Annotated in this window: 20 protein-coding genes; 10 read left to right on the top strand and 10 right to left on the bottom strand. The window is 73.7% G+C overall.

Features of this window, described 5'->3' with window-relative positions; genetic code table 11:
- The first annotated feature begins 4 nt into the window (after positions 1-4).
- A complete protein-coding gene (locus tag AB0B35_RS00450) occupies positions 5-616 on the top strand; it encodes a nucleoside/nucleotide kinase family protein (RefSeq protein ID WP_361038881.1) in 612 nt (203 codons plus the stop codon).
- 239 nt (positions 617-855) lie between these two features.
- Positions 856-1,485 carry a transcriptional repressor LexA gene (gene lexA, locus AB0B35_RS00445; RefSeq protein WP_361038879.1) on the top strand — a complete coding sequence of 210 codons (630 nt, stop codon included), beginning with the start codon at positions 856-858 and terminating at the stop codon, positions 1,483-1,485.
- On the opposite strand, the gene AB0B35_RS00440 is transcribed toward lexA, so the two are convergent.
- Positions 1,486-2,280: an SHOCT domain-containing protein gene (locus AB0B35_RS00440; RefSeq protein WP_361038877.1), complete on the bottom strand. Its 795-nt coding sequence runs from the start codon at positions 2,278-2,280 to the stop codon at positions 1,486-1,488. It lies immediately after the preceding gene.
- 95 nt (positions 2,281-2,375) lie between these two features.
- On the opposite strand from AB0B35_RS00440, the gene AB0B35_RS00435 reads away from it, so the two are divergent.
- Positions 2,376-3,491 (top strand): sigma factor, encoded by a 1,116-nt coding sequence (locus tag AB0B35_RS00435; protein ID WP_361038875.1) that lies wholly within the window; start codon positions 2,376-2,378, stop codon positions 3,489-3,491.
- Between the two features lie 82 nt (positions 3,492-3,573).
- On the opposite strand, the gene AB0B35_RS00430 is transcribed toward AB0B35_RS00435, so the two are convergent.
- Entirely contained in the window at positions 3,574-4,569 is a 996-nt protein-coding gene (locus AB0B35_RS00430; protein WP_361038872.1) for an ROK family protein, read from the bottom strand.
- A gap of 145 nt (positions 4,570-4,714) precedes the next feature.
- On the opposite strand from AB0B35_RS00430, the gene AB0B35_RS00425 reads away from it, so the two are divergent.
- Positions 4,715-5,704, top strand: a complete 990-nt coding sequence (locus AB0B35_RS00425) for a LacI family DNA-binding transcriptional regulator (protein ID WP_361039648.1) — start codon at positions 4,715-4,717, stop codon at positions 5,702-5,704.
- A 134-nt stretch (positions 5,705-5,838) separates the two neighbouring features.
- On the opposite strand, the gene AB0B35_RS00420 is transcribed toward AB0B35_RS00425, so the two are convergent.
- Both AB0B35_RS00420 and AB0B35_RS00415 read right to left on the bottom strand, forming a co-directional pair.
- Positions 5,839-7,104 carry a Clp protease N-terminal domain-containing protein gene (locus tag AB0B35_RS00420; RefSeq protein WP_361038869.1) on the bottom strand — a complete coding sequence of 422 codons (1,266 nt, stop codon included), beginning with the start codon at positions 7,102-7,104 and terminating at the stop codon, positions 5,839-5,841.
- Between the two features lie 115 nt (positions 7,105-7,219).
- Positions 7,220-8,023, bottom strand: a complete 804-nt coding sequence (locus AB0B35_RS00415) for an SGNH/GDSL hydrolase family protein (RefSeq protein WP_361038867.1) — start codon at positions 8,021-8,023, stop codon at positions 7,220-7,222.
- 295 nt (positions 8,024-8,318) lie between these two features.
- On the opposite strand from AB0B35_RS00415, the gene AB0B35_RS00410 reads away from it, so the two are divergent.
- Both AB0B35_RS00410 and AB0B35_RS00405 read left to right on the top strand, forming a co-directional pair.
- Entirely contained in the window at positions 8,319-8,663 is a 345-nt protein-coding gene (locus AB0B35_RS00410; protein ID WP_361038864.1) for a cupin domain-containing protein, read from the top strand.
- A 49-nt stretch (positions 8,664-8,712) separates the two neighbouring features.
- Complete coding sequence (locus tag AB0B35_RS00405; protein WP_361038861.1) at positions 8,713-9,363, top strand: hypothetical protein; 651 nt, start codon at positions 8,713-8,715, stop codon at positions 9,361-9,363.
- Here the strand turns inward: AB0B35_RS00405 and AB0B35_RS00400 are convergent.
- The gene (locus AB0B35_RS00400) at positions 9,360-11,705 is read right to left on the bottom strand and encodes a hypothetical protein (protein ID WP_361038859.1); all 2,346 of its coding nucleotides are present in this window, start codon (positions 11,703-11,705) and stop codon (positions 9,360-9,362) included. The two genes, AB0B35_RS00405 and AB0B35_RS00400, sit on opposite strands and share 4 nt — an antisense overlap.
- A 111-nt stretch (positions 11,706-11,816) precedes the next feature.
- Between AB0B35_RS00400 and AB0B35_RS00395 the strand changes: the two genes are divergently transcribed.
- Together AB0B35_RS00395 and AB0B35_RS00390 are read left to right on the top strand one after the other, a co-directional pair.
- Entirely contained in the window at positions 11,817-12,752 is a 936-nt protein-coding gene (locus AB0B35_RS00395) for a nucleoside hydrolase (protein ID WP_361038856.1), read from the top strand.
- A gap of 29 nt (positions 12,753-12,781) precedes the next feature.
- Positions 12,782-12,967 (top strand): hypothetical protein, encoded by a 186-nt coding sequence (locus tag AB0B35_RS00390; protein ID WP_360530614.1) that lies wholly within the window; start codon positions 12,782-12,784, stop codon positions 12,965-12,967.
- A gap of 3 nt (positions 12,968-12,970) precedes the next feature.
- Here AB0B35_RS00390 and AB0B35_RS00385 read toward each other — a convergent pair whose 3' ends face one another.
- Positions 12,971-13,999 carry a DNA polymerase IV gene (locus AB0B35_RS00385; protein ID WP_360530617.1) on the bottom strand — a complete coding sequence of 343 codons (1,029 nt, stop codon included), beginning with the start codon at positions 13,997-13,999 and terminating at the stop codon, positions 12,971-12,973.
- Positions 14,000-14,078: 79 nt separating this feature from the next.
- On the opposite strand from AB0B35_RS00385, the gene AB0B35_RS00380 reads away from it, so the two are divergent.
- Together AB0B35_RS00380 and AB0B35_RS00375 are read left to right on the top strand one after the other, a co-directional pair.
- Positions 14,079-14,303 carry a hypothetical protein gene (locus AB0B35_RS00380; RefSeq protein WP_361038853.1) on the top strand — a complete coding sequence of 75 codons (225 nt, stop codon included), beginning with the start codon at positions 14,079-14,081 and terminating at the stop codon, positions 14,301-14,303.
- Positions 14,304-14,437: 134 nt separating this feature from the next.
- Positions 14,438-15,163, top strand: coding sequence for a hypothetical protein (locus AB0B35_RS00375; RefSeq protein ID WP_361038851.1), 726 nt, complete (start codon positions 14,438-14,440; stop codon positions 15,161-15,163).
- Here AB0B35_RS00375 and AB0B35_RS00370 read toward each other — a convergent pair.
- From AB0B35_RS00370 to AB0B35_RS00355, 4 genes are all read right to left on the bottom strand, one after another.
- Positions 15,126-16,418 (bottom strand): MFS transporter, encoded by a 1,293-nt coding sequence (locus AB0B35_RS00370; RefSeq protein ID WP_361038848.1) that lies wholly within the window; start codon positions 16,416-16,418, stop codon positions 15,126-15,128. The genes AB0B35_RS00375 and AB0B35_RS00370 overlap by 38 nt on opposite strands.
- Before the next feature lie 73 nt (positions 16,419-16,491).
- Complete coding sequence (locus tag AB0B35_RS00365; RefSeq protein WP_361038846.1) at positions 16,492-17,097, bottom strand: hypothetical protein; 606 nt, start codon at positions 17,095-17,097, stop codon at positions 16,492-16,494.
- Between the two features lie 347 nt (positions 17,098-17,444).
- On the bottom strand, positions 17,445-17,690 hold the full coding sequence (locus AB0B35_RS00360; RefSeq protein WP_361038844.1) for a hypothetical protein: 246 nt from the start codon (positions 17,688-17,690) through the stop codon (positions 17,445-17,447).
- A gap of 9 nt (positions 17,691-17,699) precedes the next feature.
- A complete protein-coding gene (locus AB0B35_RS00355) occupies positions 17,700-18,365 on the bottom strand; it encodes a DUF3159 domain-containing protein (RefSeq protein WP_361038842.1) in 666 nt (221 codons plus the stop codon).
- Positions 18,366-18,411: the final 46 nt, after the last annotated feature.

The following is an 18,411-nucleotide window of genomic DNA, read 5'->3' as shown; positions in this document are numbered from 1 at the left end:
CGTGATGCTCACGACGCTGCTCGACGAGGTGGCCCGGCTGCGCGCGACCCGGCCGGGCCGCTTGCTGGTCGGCATCGCCGGCGCCCCCGGCGCGGGCAAGTCCACCCTGGCCCTGGAGCTGGCCGCGAAACTCGACCACGCCGCGGTCGTGCCGATGGACGGGTTCCACCTGGCCAACGTCGAGCTGCGGCGGCTCGGCCGGGCCGACCGCAAGGGCGCGCCGGACACCTTCGACGCGGCCGGCTACGCCGCGCTGCTGCGCCGCCTGCGCGAGGCGACCGGCGAGACGGTGTACGCGCCGACGTTCGACCACGTCCTCAACGAGCCCGTCGCCGGGTCGATCCCCGTCCCGCCGGACGTCGAGGTCGTCGTCACCGAGGGCAACTACCTGCTGCTGGACACCCCGCCGTGGGACCGCGTGCGGCAGCTGCTCGACCTCGCCGTCTACCTGTCCGCCGACGACGGCCCGCGGGTCGACGGCCTGCTTGCCCGCCAGCACGCCAAGGGCCTGGACCCCGCCGCCGCCCACGACTGGGTGCACCGCAGCGACGAGGCCAACGCCCGCGTCGTCAAGGCCACCGCGCACCGCGCCGACCTCCGCCTGCACCGCCCCTGACCGACCCCGTGCCCCGACCGTGCCGTGCCGCGGCGCGCTGCCTGCGCCGTGCCGCGGCGCGCTGCCTGCGCCGTGCCGCGGCGCGCTGCCTGCGCCGTGCCGCGGCGCGGTGCCAAGATCGTTCGACTTGCCTGGCACCTGTGCGTATCTTGAGGCCGAATACCCCCATGTGCCTGGCAAGTCGAGCGATCTTGCGGCGGTATGCGGCTTATGCGGAGTTCGTCCGTTAGCCTGCCAGGGTGCATTCGAAGCTCAGCGAGCGGCAGCGGCGCATCCTGGAGGTGATCCAGGACGGCGTGACCAGCCGCGGTTACCCGCCCACGCTGCGGGAGATCGGACGGGCGGTGGGCCTGGCCGCTTCCTCTTCGGTCGCGTACCACCTGCGCGAGCTGGAGGAGAAGGGCCTGCTGCGGCGCGACCGGGGCCGGCCGCGGGCGCTGAGCGTGCGGCTGCCGCTGGACGACGACGGCATCCCGCAGCAGCGCGGGGCGGCCACCGTGCAGGTGCCGCTGCTCGGCACGATCGCCGCGGGCGGGCCGATCCTGGCCGAGCAGTCCCTGGAGGAGACGCTGACGCTGTCGCGCGACCTGGTCGGCCACGGCACCCTGTTCTCGCTGCGGGTGCGCGGCGACTCGATGGTCGACGCGGCGATCTGCGACGGCGACGTGGTGGTGATCCGCCAGCAGCCGACCGCGCACAGCGGGGAGATCGTCGCGGCGATGATCGACGGCGAGGCGACCGTGAAGGTGTACCGGGTCAGCCGTGGGCACGTGGAACTGGTGCCGTGCAACCCGGCGTACGACCCGATCCCCGGCGACGACGCGGTCGTGCTGGGCAAGGTCGTGGCGGTCGTACGCCGGGTGCGGTGATCAGCTTTCGAGGCGGGCGCGCTCCGCGGCGTACTGCTCGTCGGTCAGTTCGCCCCGCTCGCGGCGGCGCTCCAGCGTGGCCAGCGCCTCCGCACGCTGCTCGAAGGTGAGCGACGCCTGCGGCTGGGCCGGGACCGGCTGGGCGGGGTAGCCGGGGGCGGGGTAGCCGGCCGGGTAGGCGTACGGGACGGGCGCGAAGCGGGGGGCACGGCGGAAGTAGGCGTTGGCCGGCGGTAGGGCCAGCAGCACCGCGACGGCGATCAGGGCCAGCATGCCGAAGCCGAACAGCGCCAGGCTGCCGTAGAAGTACCAGTCCGGGTAGCCCTGGGGCAGCCGCTGGGCGAAGGTGTGGATGCCCGAGCTGTCGCGGCTGTACGCGGTGAGGTAGCCGATGCTGCTGAACGCGGGCGTGCCCGCCGAGCCGAGCCCGCACACGTTGCAGAGCAGGGCGAACCCGACGGCGATCCAGGTGAGGATGCGCCCGACGAACGCGCCCCGGCCGACCGCCAGCGCGAGCAGCACCACCACGGCGGCCGCGACGACGCCGAACCCGGCCGACACCACCGGCAGCGCACCCGTGAGCCCGCTGATGAAGTCCCAGGCCCGGGGATCGACCCCGGATTCCTCCATGGCCGCACGCACCCGGGCGGGGTACTCCCCGGAGCCAGCCATGATCATGACGGCGTCGATCAGGTAGGCGGCGGCCACGGCGATCAGCAGCCACATCGCCGCGGTCACCCCGGCCGGGCGTTGCTTCGTCGTGGGCGCGGGGTGGGGCGCGGCGGCGTCGGTCATCTTGTTCCTCCCGTGGACAGGGCTGCGAGGTTAGCAGTCACCCACCAACCGGGACGACCTGCCGCCAGGTCACATCCATTGTGTTAACTGTCGGAATGCGGGCCTGGGAGGACGAGTATGCCGAGTTCGCCACCGCGCTGGCCCCGGCGCTGCGGCGGCAGGCGCGCCAGCGGTGCGGCGACTGGGCGGTGGCCGAGGAGTTGGTGCGGCGCACCCTGCTGCGGCTGTACCGGCGCTGGCCGTCGCTGGGCTACGAACCGCCCGAGGCGTACGCCCAGCGCCACCTGCTGCGGGCACTGCGCCACCACAAGCCCGGGGAGCCCGCCGAAGGTCCGGAGCCGCCGCTGGGCCTGTCCACGGCGGAGCTGGTGGGCGCCGGACGGCGGCTGCGCCGCCGCGACCTCGCGGTCAGCACGCTGCTCACCGTCGCGCTCGCGATGGGCATCGGGTTCGCGGTGATCATGCTGCGGCCCGATCCCGGCGGCACGCTGCCGCCCGAGGAGGTCGACTGCATGGCCGGGGTCCCCGGGCCGACACCCCTGCCCTCGCTGACCCGCTCGCCGGTGCCGCCCGCGCCGCCGCAGGCCGGAGGCCGGGCCGGGGTGGACCGGTTCGCGGTGCTGTCCGGCGCGCTGCCGCTGGCCCAGGCCGAGCCGGTCACCGCCGACGCGGCGCTGACCGAGCGCTACGCCTGCCTGATGGCCGAGCTGATCCTCACCCGGGTCAACCCCCTCGGCCTGCGCCGCAACGACCTGGGCCTGGCCGACGGCGGGGACACCCGCGAGCTGGCCCCGCTACCCGACCCGGCCCTCGCGCCCGGCGCGCTCACGGTGAGCCTGCAACTGGTCAACGGCAACGGCTACGGCACCCTGACCATCTCGGCCGCGCCCACCACGTACGTGCCCGACCTGAGCCACTGCGAGCGCCTGACCTGGTGCGGGTTCAGCGCCGAACTCGACAGCGGCGCGATCCTGGAGCAGTACGGCGTGCGCGAGCAGCCCGAGGACCGCCGCGCCGGCTTCGCCCTCGGCCCCGACGCCCAGCTCTGGACCGTCCTCGTCTACACCGGCCACACCCTGGTCATGGTCACCATCACCAATACCCCCGACCCCTTCGCCGCCCAACCCTCCAGCCAGCGCAACCCCGCCCTCGGCATGTCCGTCACCCAATTCGCCGCCGACCCCCGCCTGGCCCTCTTCGACCCGCCCTGAGACAGCGCCGAGGCGCGCCGAGGCGCGTTGATCATGAACTTATGGCACGGCTCGACGGTGTGTCGCTGCCATAACTTCATGATCAACGCATGGAGGGCGTGGGGGGCGTGGGGGGCGTGGCGGGCCAGTAGGGGTCGGGGGAGTGGATGAGGGCGGCGGCGCCGATCAGGCCGGCGTCGCCGGCGAGCTGGGCGGGGCTGACCGTGATGTGCTGGAGGAAGCCGAGGCGGCCGAAGCGGGCCAGGCCCTCCTTCAGCGGGGGGAAGAGCAGGTCGGCGGCGTTGGCGACGCCGCCGCCGATCACCACCTGGTCCAGGTCGCACATCGCGGCGGCCGAGACGATGCCCGCCGCCAGGGCGTCCGCGGCGCGGGCGAACGCGCGCAGCGCCACCGGATCGCCGGAGCGCGCGGCGTCGGCCAGGTCGCGGGCGGTGCCGTCGCCGGCTGACCGCCAGCCTTCGCGCAGCGCGTACCGGACCATGCTGGGTCCGCTGGCGATCGCCTCCACGCAGCCGCGCCCGCCGCACGGGCAGTCGTCCCCGTCGAGGTCGACGACCATGTGGCCGACGTGCCCGGCGTTGCCGGACTCGCCGGTGAAGGGGCGCCCACCGTGGACGAGCCCACCGCCGACGCCGGTCGACACCACGAGCACCAGCAGATCGTCGTGCCCGCGGCCCGCCCCGCGCCAGTGCTCGCCGATCGCCGCGCACACCCCGTCGCCGGCCAGTCGCACCGGCACGCCGGGCACCTGCGCGGCGAGCCGGTCGACCAGCGGGAAGCCCCGCCAGGCGGTGATGTTGACCGGGCTCACCGTGGCTCCGGCCAGGTCGAACGGTCCTGCGGTGCTCGTGCCGACCCCGACCACGGGGCGGTTTCCGGCTTCCTTGAGCAGGCCGTCGAGCATCGCCGACAACCCGGCCCACACCTGCTCGCCCGCGTCCGGGCCCGGCAGCGGACGCGGCGTGGGGATGCGGTCGGCGGCCAGCACGGTCCCGTCGGCGTCGACGAGTCCGGCGGCCATCTTGGTGCCGCCGATGTCGACGGCGAGGGCGAGCGGTCCGGCAGCGTGGTGCGGCATGGGGGCTCCTGGAGGTCGGGGCGTTGGAAGAGAGTATGACAACGTTGTCCGACCGTCGCCGCCCCGCCCTCGGCGACCGGGTACCGTTCCTGCCGTGACGAGCGAGCACAGCGAAGCCCCGGCCCGGGCCGGCCGCCGCCCCACCATGGTCGATGTGGCCCGGCTGGCCGGAGTCAGCCTCAAGACCGTGTCGCGGGTCGTCAACGGCGAACCGCACGTGCAGCGCGCCATGGCCGACCGGGTGCTCGCCGCCGTCGCCGAACTCGGCTTCCAGCGCAACCACATGGCAAGCGCGCTGCGCGCGGGCCGGGCCAGCGCCACCATCGGCCTGATCATCGAGGAGCTGGCGAACCCGTTCTACTCCACCATCGCCCACGTCACCGCCGAGATGGCCCGCGAGCGCGACACCCTGCTGCTGTCGGCGTCCTCCGAGGAGGACCCCGTACGCGAGGAGCGGCTGCTGCGCGACCTGTGCTCCCGTCGCGTCGACGGGCTGCTGGTGGTGCCCGCCGGCTGCGACCACTCGTTCCTCAACTCGCAGGTCGAGATGGGCATCCCGGTGGTGTTCCTGGACCGCCCCGGCACCAACATCGAAGCCGACGCGGTGCTGCTGGACAACCGCGGGGGCGCGCGCAACGGCGTACGCCGGCTCGTCGCCGAGGGCCACCGCCGCATCGGGGTGCTGCTCGACTCGGTCGACGTGCACACTATGCGCGAGCGCCTCGCCGGCGCGCAGGACGCTTTCGCTGACGCGGGGATCGGCTACGACGGCGCGCTGGTGCGCGGTGGCGTACGCGACCCAGGCACCGCCGCGGCCGCCGTCGCCGACATGCTCGCCCAGCCGAACCCGCCGACGGCGTTCCTCGCCCTGAACAACCGCATCACCGTCGGCGCGGTCCAGGAGCTGTGGCGGCGGGGCAGCGACGCCGCCCTGGTCGGCTTCGACGACTTCGAACTGTCGCACCTCATGCCGCGGCCGCTGACCGTCATCGGGTACGACACCCGCGAGCTGGCCCGTCGCGCCACGCAACTGCTGTTCGCGCGCATCGACGGCGACCGGTCGCGGCCGCGCACCGTCGTGCTGCCCACGGAACTGCTCGACCGGGGCCTGACCCCGGCCCGTACCCCCCGCTGACCGCCCCGGCCCGAAGGAAGGGCACCTTCACATCGCCATACGTTGTGGAAGGGCACCTTGCCATCCCTGCGGAGCGGGCGGGGCAGGTCAGGGGCCCGTGCGTCGGGCCCGAGGGTGCCGCGGCCCGGCGGCCGTCAGCCAGGCGTGGCGGCTTCGGTCGTCGGCGTCACCGCGGCGGCTCGGGCCAGTCTGGCCGCCGCGAGGCGCAGCGGCGGGCGGTAGAGCCGGGCGCACCACAGCCGCAACCGGCTGAACAGTCCGGACGGGACGTCCGCGCGCTGCCGGGACTCGTCGAGCCACGCCTGGGCCGCGTCCGCACCGGCCCAGCGGGCGGCCGCCGCATCGCAGGCGAACTCGGCGCACCAGCGGCTCACGACGTGCTGTGCCAGGCCGCCGATCAGCGCGATGGCCAGTGCCGGGGCGTTCCTGGCGACCAACCCGCAAGCGCACAGCAGCAGCCACAGCGAGGTGCCGACTATCCGGATCATGCGGTCGTTGCGCACCAGGTGGGCCGCCTCATGGGCGACCATGAACGGCAGGTACGGCTGGGCCGCGGTACTGGTGGTCACGCCGAGCCAGGTCCGCAGGTCGGTGCGCAGGCTGAACCCGTGCCAGTCGGCCGAGGCGCGCATCCGCACCTGGACGTCGCGCATGCCGTGGGCGGCCAGCATCGCGGCGAGCGGCGCAGGCAGGTGAGCCGGCGTCGGAGCCGGCACCGACGTGCGGACGAGGCGGCGCGGGCTGGGTCCGCTGAGCAGCGTGCCGAGGCAGACCGCGAAGACGGCCAGGAGCAGCAGGCTGCCCGCGGCGGCCCAGCCGGCGTCCGGCCAGGCGACGGCCGTCGTCACGAGGGCCAGCACGGCATACCAGGTCAGCGTGGCGACAAGGCGCAGGCCGAGACGGCGAGGTATCGACATCGACGTGTCGAAGGGCAGGGGTGCCGACGGCAGCGGCTCCTCCGCGTCGTCGTCGCCGGACTTCGCGAGCAGCGCGGCCCGCAGCGCCGCCGGTGTCGCGCCCGCCGCGGTCAGCGTCCTGCCGCCGACGCCGTCCGGCAGGCCGGCGACCGCCAGTAGCAGGTGAACCGTGGTCAGCGCGCTGTCCTGGCGGCTCAACGCCTCGCGTAGGGCGAGCTCCAGCAGCCGCTTGACCTCGCCGGTGAAGGGCAGATGGCGGATCGGGTGGTCACCGGGAACCGCTGGGCGCAGGGCAAGGTACGCCTCGCGCAGCACCTCGGTGTCGAGTTGTTCGGTCAGCACCGACGCGGCCACCGAGCCCTCGACGTCGAGCAGCCCGAACAGCAGGTGTCCGCTGTCGATCGTGTCGTGGCCGAGTGACAGCGCCACGGACTGCGCGGTGACGATCGCCCGGCGGGACTGTGCGGTGAGCCACTCGAACATGATCTCCCTCTCCGCCCCGGGATCATGCCATGACCGCGCTGCTCACGTGGTCCCGTGCGATGGGAAGGGCACCTTCTGCGACGCGGAGCGTCAAGAAGGTGCCCTTCCTTTGGTCTCAGGCGGCGGCGGTGCGGAAGACGGGGTAGTAGCCGCCGGAGTGGCCGGTCGCCATCGGGTGGTAGGAGATGCTCAGGCTGGCGAAGTTGAGGGCGTGCAGCCACTTGTCGCCGCTGCAGAGCTGGTGCCCGACGAAGATGGAGCGCACGTCGGCGAAGACGAAGCCGTGCCGGCCGGCGGCGGCCCGGGTGAGGTCGTCCACCAGGTTGATGCCTTCGTTGATCTTCGCGTGGGACGTGGCGCTGAGCCCGATGCACGTGGTGCCGAGCTGGTAGAAGACCGGGTAGCCGAGGACCACGACGCGGGCGTTGGGGGCGCGGGAGCGGATCGCGTTGTACACGTTGTCGAGCAGGCCCGGCAGGGACGCGCGGGCCTTGTCCTCGGCGGTCTGCACGGCGGCGACGCACTGCGTGGTGCCGTAGAGGGCGCAGGTCCTCATGATGTCGGCGAAGCCGACGTCGTTGCCGCCGACGGTGATGCTGACCAGCGTGGTGGTGCTGCTCAGAGCGGACAGCTGGGAGCTGCTGACGCTGGTGGTGGTCGCGCCGGAGCAGGCGACGAAGGCGTACGACGCGGGGGCGTTGGCGGCGGCCCACAGCGCCGGGTAGGCCTTGGTGCTGCGCTGGCAGGAGCCGCTTTCGGACGTGTAGCTGCCGGCGCCGACGCCGGAGGAGTAGGAGTCGCCGAGGGCGACGTAGCGGACGGTGGAAGCGGCCTGGGCGGGGGTGGCTACCAGGGCGACCAGCACGGTGAAGGCGGTGGCGAGGCTCGCCGTGAAGGTCAGCAGGCGCGATCGGGTCAAGTCGTCCTCCGGGTCAGGGGCGATCGATCGCATATAGATATCAGTTGAACCACCGCTTGTGAAGATCTCAATTCGCAAGTGTTGCAAGATGTTTCGGGGGTCTGGCGCGAATGCCGACGGTCGCCTACATTGGATCCGTTTGCCCAGGTGGTTCCGGCATCGGAGGCTGATCACGGGCGGTGCGCGGAGCCGTGCCGGATGTCGGTCGGTGGCCCGAACGGCGCTTCGTGGCGCACGCCGGCCGTCAACTTCTTGCAGGGCGCGACGAGCGCGACGGATGGTTAGGCTGGCCGCTATGCAGATCATCGAAGGGGCGGGACGGTGGACGCCGCCGCCGGCCGGCACGGCCAACGACTGGGTGGAGCACCTGAAGACGCCGGACCTGTCCGTGGGCACGTACTGCATCCCGGCGGGCGGGGTCGACGACCAGAGCCCGCACACCGAGGACGAGGTCTACGTGGTGACCGCGGGCCGGGCCCGGATCGTGACGCCCGGCGGCGAGGCCGCGGTCGGCCCCGGTGCGGTGATCTTCGTGGCGGCCGGCGAGGAGCACCGGTTCGTCGACGTCACCGAGGATCTGGCCCTGCTGGTGTTCTTCGGCCCGGCCTATGGATCACGCGCAGGTGCGGGCGCGGCCTGAAGCGCGGCACGGGACAGCGTCGCTTGCTCCGCTCTGATGTACTGCGCGCATGTCCCGGGGGCGCAGGATCTTCACCATCGTGCTCGTGGCGGTCCTCGTGGCCGCCGGTTACGGCGGCTACCGCTGGTGGCACGAGCGGCCGCCGTACGGGCCGGAAGTGCTGGAGTTCGCCGCGACGGCGGAGCAGTTGCCGCCCGGTGACGGACCGGAGATCGAGCACCACGGTGTGAAGGTCCTTGTCCCTGAGGGTGGGGCGGCCGTCGGCGGGCGGATCACGTGGCGGCCGCCGACGGGGCGCGGTTCCGACTGGGACGAAGACGGCTGGTTCATGATCTTTGTGGTGGACAAGCGCGTGGACCTCATGCCACCGCAGGTCTGGGGCACCTCCCCGAGCGGGCACGAGGTGTCGTCCGGCGGCGACGGCGTGCAGAACCGGATCGCGGAGAAGTACCCGTGGCTGCGGGGCGCGGGCGACATCAAGACCGATGAGAGCACGTGGCGTGACGGCGGCATGGCCCTGTCGATGACGCCCGCCGCCGGCGGCGTCGACTTCGTCGCGATCTTCCCGCCGATCCCGAACGGCGATCCGGAGCGGCGGTTCCTGGCCGCCGCCCCGGTCACCCTGTCCGACCTCATGATCGCCGTCGCGTTCGTCGGCCCCGACCGGCAGGTCTACTGGGCCGAGCGGGTGTACGGCTAGACCCCCACCTCGGTCTCGGTCACCGGCGGACCGGGCTGCACGGGCACCCGGGGTCCGGCGGCCAGCGCCGCGGCCAGCTCGTCGACCTCGCGCCACACCGCCGGGTCGTCCCAGTAGCCCGTGTGCCGCCGGGCCAGCGGCAGCGGCTGGCCGTAGATGTACCAGCAGGTCTCCGGGTCGGGCAGCAGCACGTCCACGGCGGACTCCGGCTGGGCGGCCAGCGCCGCGCCGCCGATGTAGTCGGTGTCGTAGTGGAAGTTGCGCCACGCGAGCAGCCGCGGCTCCAGCGAGCGCAGCACGCCGTCGGTGAAGTACGCCGGGAACGCCCATCCGTACAGCGTGCGCAGCGGCGAACCGAAGGTGACCAGTGCGTACTGGCCGTCGGCGGGCAGGTTGTCGCGCTGCAGCAGCGCCGCCGCGGCGATGACGCTGCCCTGGCTGTGCGCCGCGACGACGGCCTTGCCGCCGTTGCTGTGCAGCCGCCACAGCCGCCGCTGCACCTCAGGCACGGCCCGCTCGGCGTACGACGGCGGTGCCAGCGGGTGGAACGCGCGCGGCCAGAACGTGCACACGTCCCAGATGACGCCGATGCGGCGGCGGCTGGCCAGGTTGGTCCAGCCCCGGCGCAGCAGCAGCACGACCAGGATCGGCAGCGCCGCGGTGAGGTAGCTGCCCGCGGTGACCGTCCACTGGGTGCCCCAGGGCAGCTGGTGGAAGACCCAGTAGCGGATCTGGATCGCGATCAGCAGGATCACGCCGACGACCGCCATCGCGGTGAGCAGGCGGTCGATGTGGCGCGGCATCTTCGCGACCACCCGGGCCCGCACCACGCTCGCGATCCAGCGCCGCTGCCCGGCCGCGTTGTCGTACCAGTCGGGTTCGCCGTCGGGCTGGGGATAGCGGTCGACGGCGTAGTACTTCTCGGCGGTCGCGCGGGCCTTGCGGCTCGCGCCGGCGCGCCAGTACGCGACCAGCTCGAAGAGGCCGAACAGCACGATCAGGGCCAGCGGCACCAGGGTCAGGTACTGGTGCAGCGTGGCGATGATCGGGTACACGTACAGCTCGCCGGGCTCCGGCGCGACCACCGGGATCAGCGTCAGCGAGTTGACCTCGCCGAACAGGTCGGTGATGCGCAGCATCGCGCCCAGCATCACCGCGTTGAGCAGCGCGATGCTGACCGCGAGCACCACGAACGGCCCGAAGATGAAGAAGATGCCCCGCTTCCAGCCGCCCAGCAGTGTGGACACCAGCGTCAGCCCGAGCGCGCCGAAAATGCCGCCGAAGGCGATGTTGATGGTGTACCGCATGTTCGGCAGGTAACCCCAGGGCCGGCCCATCTCGGGCTGCGCCAGCAGGAACACGGCCGCGGCGGCCAGCGCGCCGACGGCCAGGGCGATCAGCAGCCCGGCCGCCCAGCGGCGGCATTCGTCCAGCGCGGTCACGATCAGCGCGCCGAGCACGGCGGCGCCGCCGAGGCCGATCGTGGCCAGCAGCGCCCACCGGGTCTCCATCGGCGGAAGGTCGCCGTCGTAGAACATGCCGTGGCCGGTGTAGCCCAGCGCCAGCGCGATGAACGCCAGGGCCGCCGCGACATGCGCGCAACCCAGGTCGAACGCGCTGCGGCGGCCGTCCCAGAAGGTGCGGTCGGCCAGGGTCAGCTTCGGCTGGGCGGCGCTGGTCGCGGCCCGCGCCGGCTTGTGGCCCACCTGGTACGGCGGGTCGACCTCCTCGTACCGGTTGATGCTGCGCAGGGTCAGCACCGCCAGGAAGGCGACGAACAGCACCGGCACGAGCGCGCCGATCAGCACCCGCCGCCCGGCGTACTCGGCCAGCAGGGGGCTGCGCAGCCAGCTGAGCAGCCAGTTGCCGCCGGCGCAGTCGTCGCGTCCGCCGCACTGGTAGGCCAGCAGTTCCATGGTGCCCATCGCCATGATCAGCACGACGTTCACGGTGATGCCGAGCGCGGCCCAGCGCACGAATGTGCGGTGCAGCCGGAAGCGCCAGCCGGAGCCGTGGGTCTTCGGCGTGCACATCCACCCGGCGAGGTTGGCCATCGCGAACGGCAGGAGCAGCAGCCACAGCACGCGCGAGCCGCTGCGCGAGGTCAGGCCGCCCCACGAGTACGCCTCGACGTGGCGGGTGGGCAGGTCCGCGGTGCGGTAGAAGCCGGCGATGCGGTCGCCGGAGACCTGCTGCGGGGCGAGGTCGCCGAGCAGGTCCTCCGCGGTGGTGCCGCCGACGCCGTGCAGGCGCAGCTCGGTCACCCCGGACAGGTCGACAGGGGGCGGGATGAGGCCGGACGGGCGGTCCACCGGCGCGGCGTCGTAGCGGGGCACGGGCATGGGGACACCTTGTTGCGGTGCAACGGGTCTGGCAACCGTCCGAATCGGCATACCGGGCGTCGCGAGCACGACAGGCGGCAACCGATCACCCGATGGGGGAGGATGGGCGACATGGCGCGCGCTGTGATGATCGACTGTGATCCGGGGATCGACGACATGATGGCCCTGCTCACCATCTGCGCCAGCCCCGAACTCGACCTGCGCGGTGTCACCAGCGTCGGCGGCAACGTCGGCATCGAGCTGACCACCCGCAACGCCAGATCCGTGCTCGCCCTGGCCGGGCGCGGCGACATCCCGGTCGCCGCGGGCGCGGCCCGCTCGCTGGTACGCGGACCCGCCGGCGACAAGGACGGCGCCCACGGCGACGGCGGGCTCGGCGGCATCGTGCTCCCCGAACCGCCGGGAAGCGCCGACGCCCGGCCCGCGGCCGAGTTCCTCGCCGCGACGGTGGCCGCCGCGTCCGATCCGGTCACCCTGTTCGCGGTCGGCCCGCTGACCAACGTCGCGCTGTTCTACGCGTTGCACCCGCAGGTCGCGGCCCGGCTCGAACGGCTGGTGGTGATGGGCGGGTCGATCGGCGCGGGCAACATGACCCCCGCGGCGGAGTTCAACGTGTGGTTCGACCCGGAGGCCGCGCACCGGGTGCTGACCGACCCCGGCGTGTCCGTGCCGACCACCCTGGTTCCGCTGGACGTGACCCGCCGCACCGGCCTCGGCGACGCCGACCTGGGCGTGCTCGCGAAGTCCGGCCGGATCGGCGCGCTCACCGCGCAGGCGCTGGGCGGCTACCGGCACGGCCTCGGCGCGGTCACCCCGGTGCACGACGCGGTCGCGGTGCTCGCGCTGCTGCATCCCGAACTGATGACGATGCGGCCCGCCCGGATCCACGTCGACACCGGCTACGGCCCCAGCCGGGGCAGCACCGTGGTGGACTTCGGTTCGGACGCCGGCGACGGGCCGGTGGTCGAGGTGGTCGTCGACGCCGACGTGCGCGCGGTGGCCGACGCGCTGCTCGATCGGGTGACCAGTCTCGACCTGCAGGTTTAGCGACGGCACCGGTGCGGTAGCCGTGGGTCATGGACGAGGAGCGCACCACTTCACGAGCCGAGAGACTGCTGCCCGAGGAGCTGGCCGTCGGCAGCGACGATCCGCAGGCCCAGGCGGAGGCGATCCTGGCCGAGTCGGACATCCGCACGCTGCGCGCCCAGCATGGCCCCGACCTGTACGCCGAACGCCGCACCTCCGAGGAGGCCGCCGAGTAGTGGTCACTCGTCCGGCGCGAACTCGGCCCGGACCCCGAGCAGGCGGACCGCGCGGTCCTGGCTGAACCCGGCGAGGGCGGCCAGGGCCGCGCGCTCGACGGCGGCCGGGTCGGTCGTGGGGGCGTCGAGCGGGTGGCCGTGGGTGCGGGTGGTGAACGGGACGTAGCGCACCTTCACCACCACCCGTCCCACCGCGCGATCCTGCGCCACCACCGCGTCGGCGACCTGCGCGGCCAGCACCAGCACCTCGCGGCGTACGTCGGCCCAGTCGTCGAGGTCGGTCTGGAACGTCGTCTCCTTGCTCAGCGAACGCGCGACGTGGGGCGCTCCGGTCACCGGGGTGTCGTCCTCGCCGTGCGCGAGCCGTACCAGCCACGGGCCGGTGGCCGGGCCGAACGCCGCGGCCAGCTCCTGCGGGTCGGCGGCGGCCAGCTCGGCGACGGTGTGCAGGCCGTGCGCGGCCAGCCGCTTCGCGGTCTTCGCGCCGACACCCCACAGCGCGTCGGTGGGCCGGCCGCCCATCACCTCGGCCCAGTTCGACCGGGTGAGCCGGTACACCCCGGCGGGCTTGCCGAAACCGGTGGCGAGCTTGGCGCGCGGCCGGTTGTCGCCGATGCCGACGGTGCAGTCGAGGCCGGTGGCCGCCCGCACCCGCCGCTGCACGTCGCGGGCGGCGGCCTCCGGGTCGTCGGTGTCCGGGGCGAGGAACGCCTCGTCCCAGCCGAGCACCTCCACCACCGCGCCGGTCTCCCGCAGCGCCGCCATGACCAGCGCCGACGCCTGCTCGTACGCGGTGAAGTCGACGGGCAGGAAGACCGCGTCCGGGCACTTGCGCGCGGCGACGCGCAACGGCTGGCCGGAGTGCACGCCGAAGGCGCGGGCTTCGTACGAGGCGGTGCTGACCACGCCGCGTTTGGCCGGGTCGCCGTCGCCGCCGACCACCACCGGCCGCCCGCGCAGCTCGGGCCGGCGCAGCACCTCGACCGCGGCCACGAACTGGTCCAGGTCCACGTGCAGCACCCAGCCGGTCACCGTCCCATCGTCGCCCGGACCCGCTGCCGACCAGGGCGAACCGGCGGATAATGGGGTGGAAGCATGATCATGGGGGTGAGTGTTGTCCCCGTCCGACGGCCGGACCCGACCGGTCCTGGCCCTGGGTGTCGTGGCGCTGTGCACGGCGGCGTTGCTGCAGAGCGGCGCAACCCCGGCCGGCCGGTCCGACGCGCGGCCGTGGCCGCCACCGAGGCCGGCTGTCGCGCAGGACGCGGCGCCGGACCGGCCGTGGCCGCCGCCGAAGCCGGCCGAGCCCGCCGCGCACGGGTACGGCCTGCTCTGAAGCGTGACGCGGGTCGGTGTGCCCGGCGCGCACGCCGGCTGTACGCATGCGGTCCACATCGTGTCCTGGTGCTAACGGTGATCCATGTTGGATACTGGCCAGCACCCAGATGATCTCCGATGGCAAGGCGTCACATGCCGCGACCGAAGGCCGCCGAATCCGACCGAGCACTACTCCGACTCGTGATCGACCTGGGCGACGCGCCCACGTCGCCGGAACTGATCGAAGCCGTACGCGCGCTGACCCATGTCTACGAGATCGGCATGCTCGCCGAAGCCGGCCGGTCCGGCTCGCGCTTCCGGGACGACGCGCTGACCCTGCTGCGGATCAGCGAGCGGGCCTGGGACGCGCCCGACCATGTCGGCACGGACGGCGACGCCGATCAGGAGCGGCTGCGCGACCTGGCCTGGCAGCGTTACGAGGACTCCGCCAACGCGATCGTCTGGGCCGTTCCACTGTGCGTGGCGACGATGACGCTGGACGGGCTGCTCGACCTGACGCTCACCCACGCCGCGCAGGAGCCGCCGTGGAGCGACTACGGCGACGCCGCGCTCGCGGGCGTGGGCGCGGCCGTGCGGGAGATCCAGGCCTTCGCGTCGTTCGTCGAGCGGCACCGGGCGTACCCGCCGCGGCAGGCCGCCAGGGACCGGGCCGAGTTCGCCCGCCCGGCCCGGCCGGAACCCGACCCGGGCCTGCGGCGCGAGCAGGAGGGATTCCTGCGAAGGCTGGCCTGCGACGGCTTCTTCCGTCCCTTCGGCAGGCAGACCGGCCGGCTCATCGCGCCCGAGGACCTCGACAAACTGGAGCGCTCGCTGGCCTACCTCAGCCGCCGCCGGGTGCGTCTCCACGACGGCGACTGACCGCGGCCGGGGTGCCCGCCGCGCTCGGTCGCCCCGGCGCTTCGCCCGGCCCGGGTGCGGCGGTGGGCGACACCGGTCTGCCCCGCAGCAGCGGCGTCGCGGCCAGCAGGGTGAGGGCCGCGGCGGTGCCGAGGACGAGCCGGTGATCGAGCAGTTCGACCGCGCCCGCGCCGAGCGCGATGGTCAGCGCTGTCGGCGCGAAGACCACGGTGTTCGCGGTCGCGGCGACCCGTCCGATCAGCTCCGCGGGCGTATGCCGCTGCACGGCCGTCATCGCCGCGATGACCGTCCACGGCAGACCGACCCCGATCAGCACCCGGGCCAGGGCCACCACCGGCGTGGACGGCACACACTGCAGCGCCAGGCCCAGCGCGGACAGCGCGGCGCCCCACCACGCCGCGGCGGGCTCACCGCGGCGGTCCAGCACCCGTCCGCACAGCAGCCCGCCCGCCACCGACCCGGCCCCCTGCGCGGCGGCCAGCACCCCGGCGAACTCGGGCACCCGCCCCAGGTCCCCGACGATGACCAGGTACGCCGCCGCATTGGACAGCCCCGACATGGCCACCGCCGCCGCACCGGTCCCGACCAGGCCGCGCAGCGTGGCATGCCGCCACAGGAAGCCCGTGCCCGCCCGGGTGTCCCGCAGCAGCGAGCGTCGGCCGCGCGTGGTCATCGGCAGCGGGCCGGGCCGGATCGCCGCGTAGCAGCCGGCGGCCAGCCCGAGCGCCAGCGCGGCCAGCCCGGCCACGGACGGGCCGCCGTGCAGGGTGAACAGTGCCGCCCCGGCCAGCGGCGCGACGAGCTTCATGCCCTCCTGCACGCTCATCCGCAGGCTGTTCACGCCGCCCAGCCGGTCGGCGGGCACCGCCGCCTGCAGGATCGCGGCCTCGCCCGCGTCGAGCAGCACGAAGGTGACGCCGTAGCCGAGCATCACCGCGAAGATCAGCCAGGTCTGGCCGGGTCCGCGTACGGCGAGCAGGGTGAGCAGGAGCGCGGCCATGGCCACGCTCGCCGTCACGAGCAGCCGCTGCCGGGGCAACCGGTCGACCAGGGCTCCCAGCACGGGCCCGGCCAGCGACGGCAGGTAGACGCACAGCCCGCACAGCGCGGCGAGGCTCGCGGAGCCGGTCAGCGTGAGCACCCAGACCGACGCGGCCAGCGACATCGCCGTGCTGCCGAACCCCGAGGTGAGGGTCACTCCGAGGAACAGCCGTGCGTTGCGGTCGCCGAGCACCGCTGCCATCCCGCCGCCCATGACGGTCCTCCCTGAAAGTTGAGCCGAAGTGGCTCATCATGGGTGGGGGCGGTCGGGCCTGTCAATGTGGACGTCAGGGTGCGCGGACACCCGGTCCGGGGTCCGGGGCGGCATCCCGGTACGCCTGGCGCAGCCGGGCCACGGCGACCCGCAGCAGCACCGGGCGGCTGTCCAGCTCGACCGCGGCCAGGTCGGCGACGGCGTGCCCCACCAGCGAATACAGCGCTCCCGCCGGGGCGTAGGCCGCGGCGGCGAGGCCGGTGCGCGCCAGCGCCGCGCGTGGCTGTACGCCGTCCCACGAGGGGTCCGCGGCCATCTGGTCGGCCGCGGCGCGGGCGGCGGAGCGCAGTTCGGCGACCGGCGCGATGTCAACGCAGTGTTGACAATCGGTGTCGTACGTCTGCTCGCCCAGCCGGGCCGCGCGCTGTTCGGCGGCCTGGCGGGAACGCAGGCCGAGCGCCGACGCGACCCGCGCCCAGCTCACTCCGCGGCGGCGGGCCGCGGCCAGCAGGTCCCGTTCCGCGTGGTCGATCGCGGCACGCAGTTCCCGCAGGTCGGACAGCGCGCCGACGATCCGGTCCGGGTCCCCGTCCGCCGCTGCCAGCACGCGGCGGTGCAGGTCGAGCCCGACCGCGCCGATGTGGTGACGATGCGGTCCGGCGGCGGGGGAGGAGGTCATGCGGTCATGGTCGGGGCCGGCCGAAGCGATGTCAACGCCGCGTTGACAGTCAGCGGGCCGACCGCTCGACCTCCTCGGTCGGCAGGCGGAACTCCGCCACGGCCGCCGCCCGGATGAGGGCTGGTGACGCCGCTCGTGGAACGTCGAGCCGACCAGCGCGTTGCGCAACGCGCGTGCCGGGCCGGGTCTGCCGTCCGGAGTGACTGCCGACGGCGGACCGGGCGATCGGCGCAGTCGGCTCGCCGTCCACAAAGCCCAGTGAAGCACTGTATGCGGTATCGCGCATACATCCGTATGGCTGGTATATGAACTTCGTGTTATCGATCAGTGGCGCTGAGTAGCCAGGGTCAGCGGTGCCGGACCCACACGTTGGGTTCGGCGCAGCACAGCGGCACCGCCCAGCCCGCCGCCACCGGCTCGTCGCCGTCGAGCAGCACCAGCTCCAGATCGCCGAACAGGTCGCGGACCCGTCCGATGTGCCGCTTGGTCTCCTGGTCGTGGAAGATGAACTCCGGCCAGCCGCCGCCGAACAGCCGCTCCAGCTGCTCCTGCGGGCGGGGGCGGGCGTGCATGGGCTCCGCGGTGAGATTCACCGGCCGAGGCTAGACCCCGGCGGGCGCCTTGTCGATCACGGGATGCCGCAGGCCGCGGTGGCCCGCCGGCAGCGACTTTCGCATCACGTACCAGCTGACGGCCAGGCATGCCGCGACCACCGGCCAGGTCAGCGCGATCGTGGCGACCGTCAGCGCCTCGGTCTGCCCCGCCCAGAACAGCGGCAGCCACACCGCGAGCCGGACGACGTACTGCATCACCCAGATCCAGCTGGCCCGGCTGTACGCGCGCAGCAGCGCGGGGTCGCGCCGCCAGGTGCCGCGCTGGCCGAGCACGCCGCCGACGACCACACCGAGCAGCGGCCACCGCAGTACGATGCTGACCGCCCAGGCCAGCGCGCTGGCGGCGTTGGTCGCGATGCGGATCAGGAAGAACGCCTCGGGGCGGTTGGTGTACAGCGCGATCAGTGCCGCTACGACCACGCCGAGCAGGCCGACCAGCACCGCGCCGAGCTTGTCGCCGCGCAGCAGCCGCCACACCCCGATTGCCGCGGTGACCGCGACCGCCGCGCCCACGCCCCACTCGATCGACCGGCCGCCGGCCACGAAGGCGATGCCGAACGCCAGCGGGCCCAGCGTGGCGTCGAGGGCGGCGCGACGTCCGCCGAGCAGCTCGGCGAAGGTCTCGCCGGCGGGGTCGGGCCGGGTGGCGGTCACGTGATCTCCAGCGTCGTCGGGTTAGGTGAGCCTAGCCTGTCCGGCA

Source organism: Catellatospora sp. NPDC049133 (genome assembly GCF_040648455.1).
GTDB classification, from domain to species: domain Bacteria; phylum Actinomycetota; class Actinomycetes; order Mycobacteriales; family Micromonosporaceae; genus Catellatospora; species Catellatospora aurea.
Note: the sequence above shows the minus strand (reverse complement) of the source record. Positions and strands in the feature narration are given on the sequence as shown.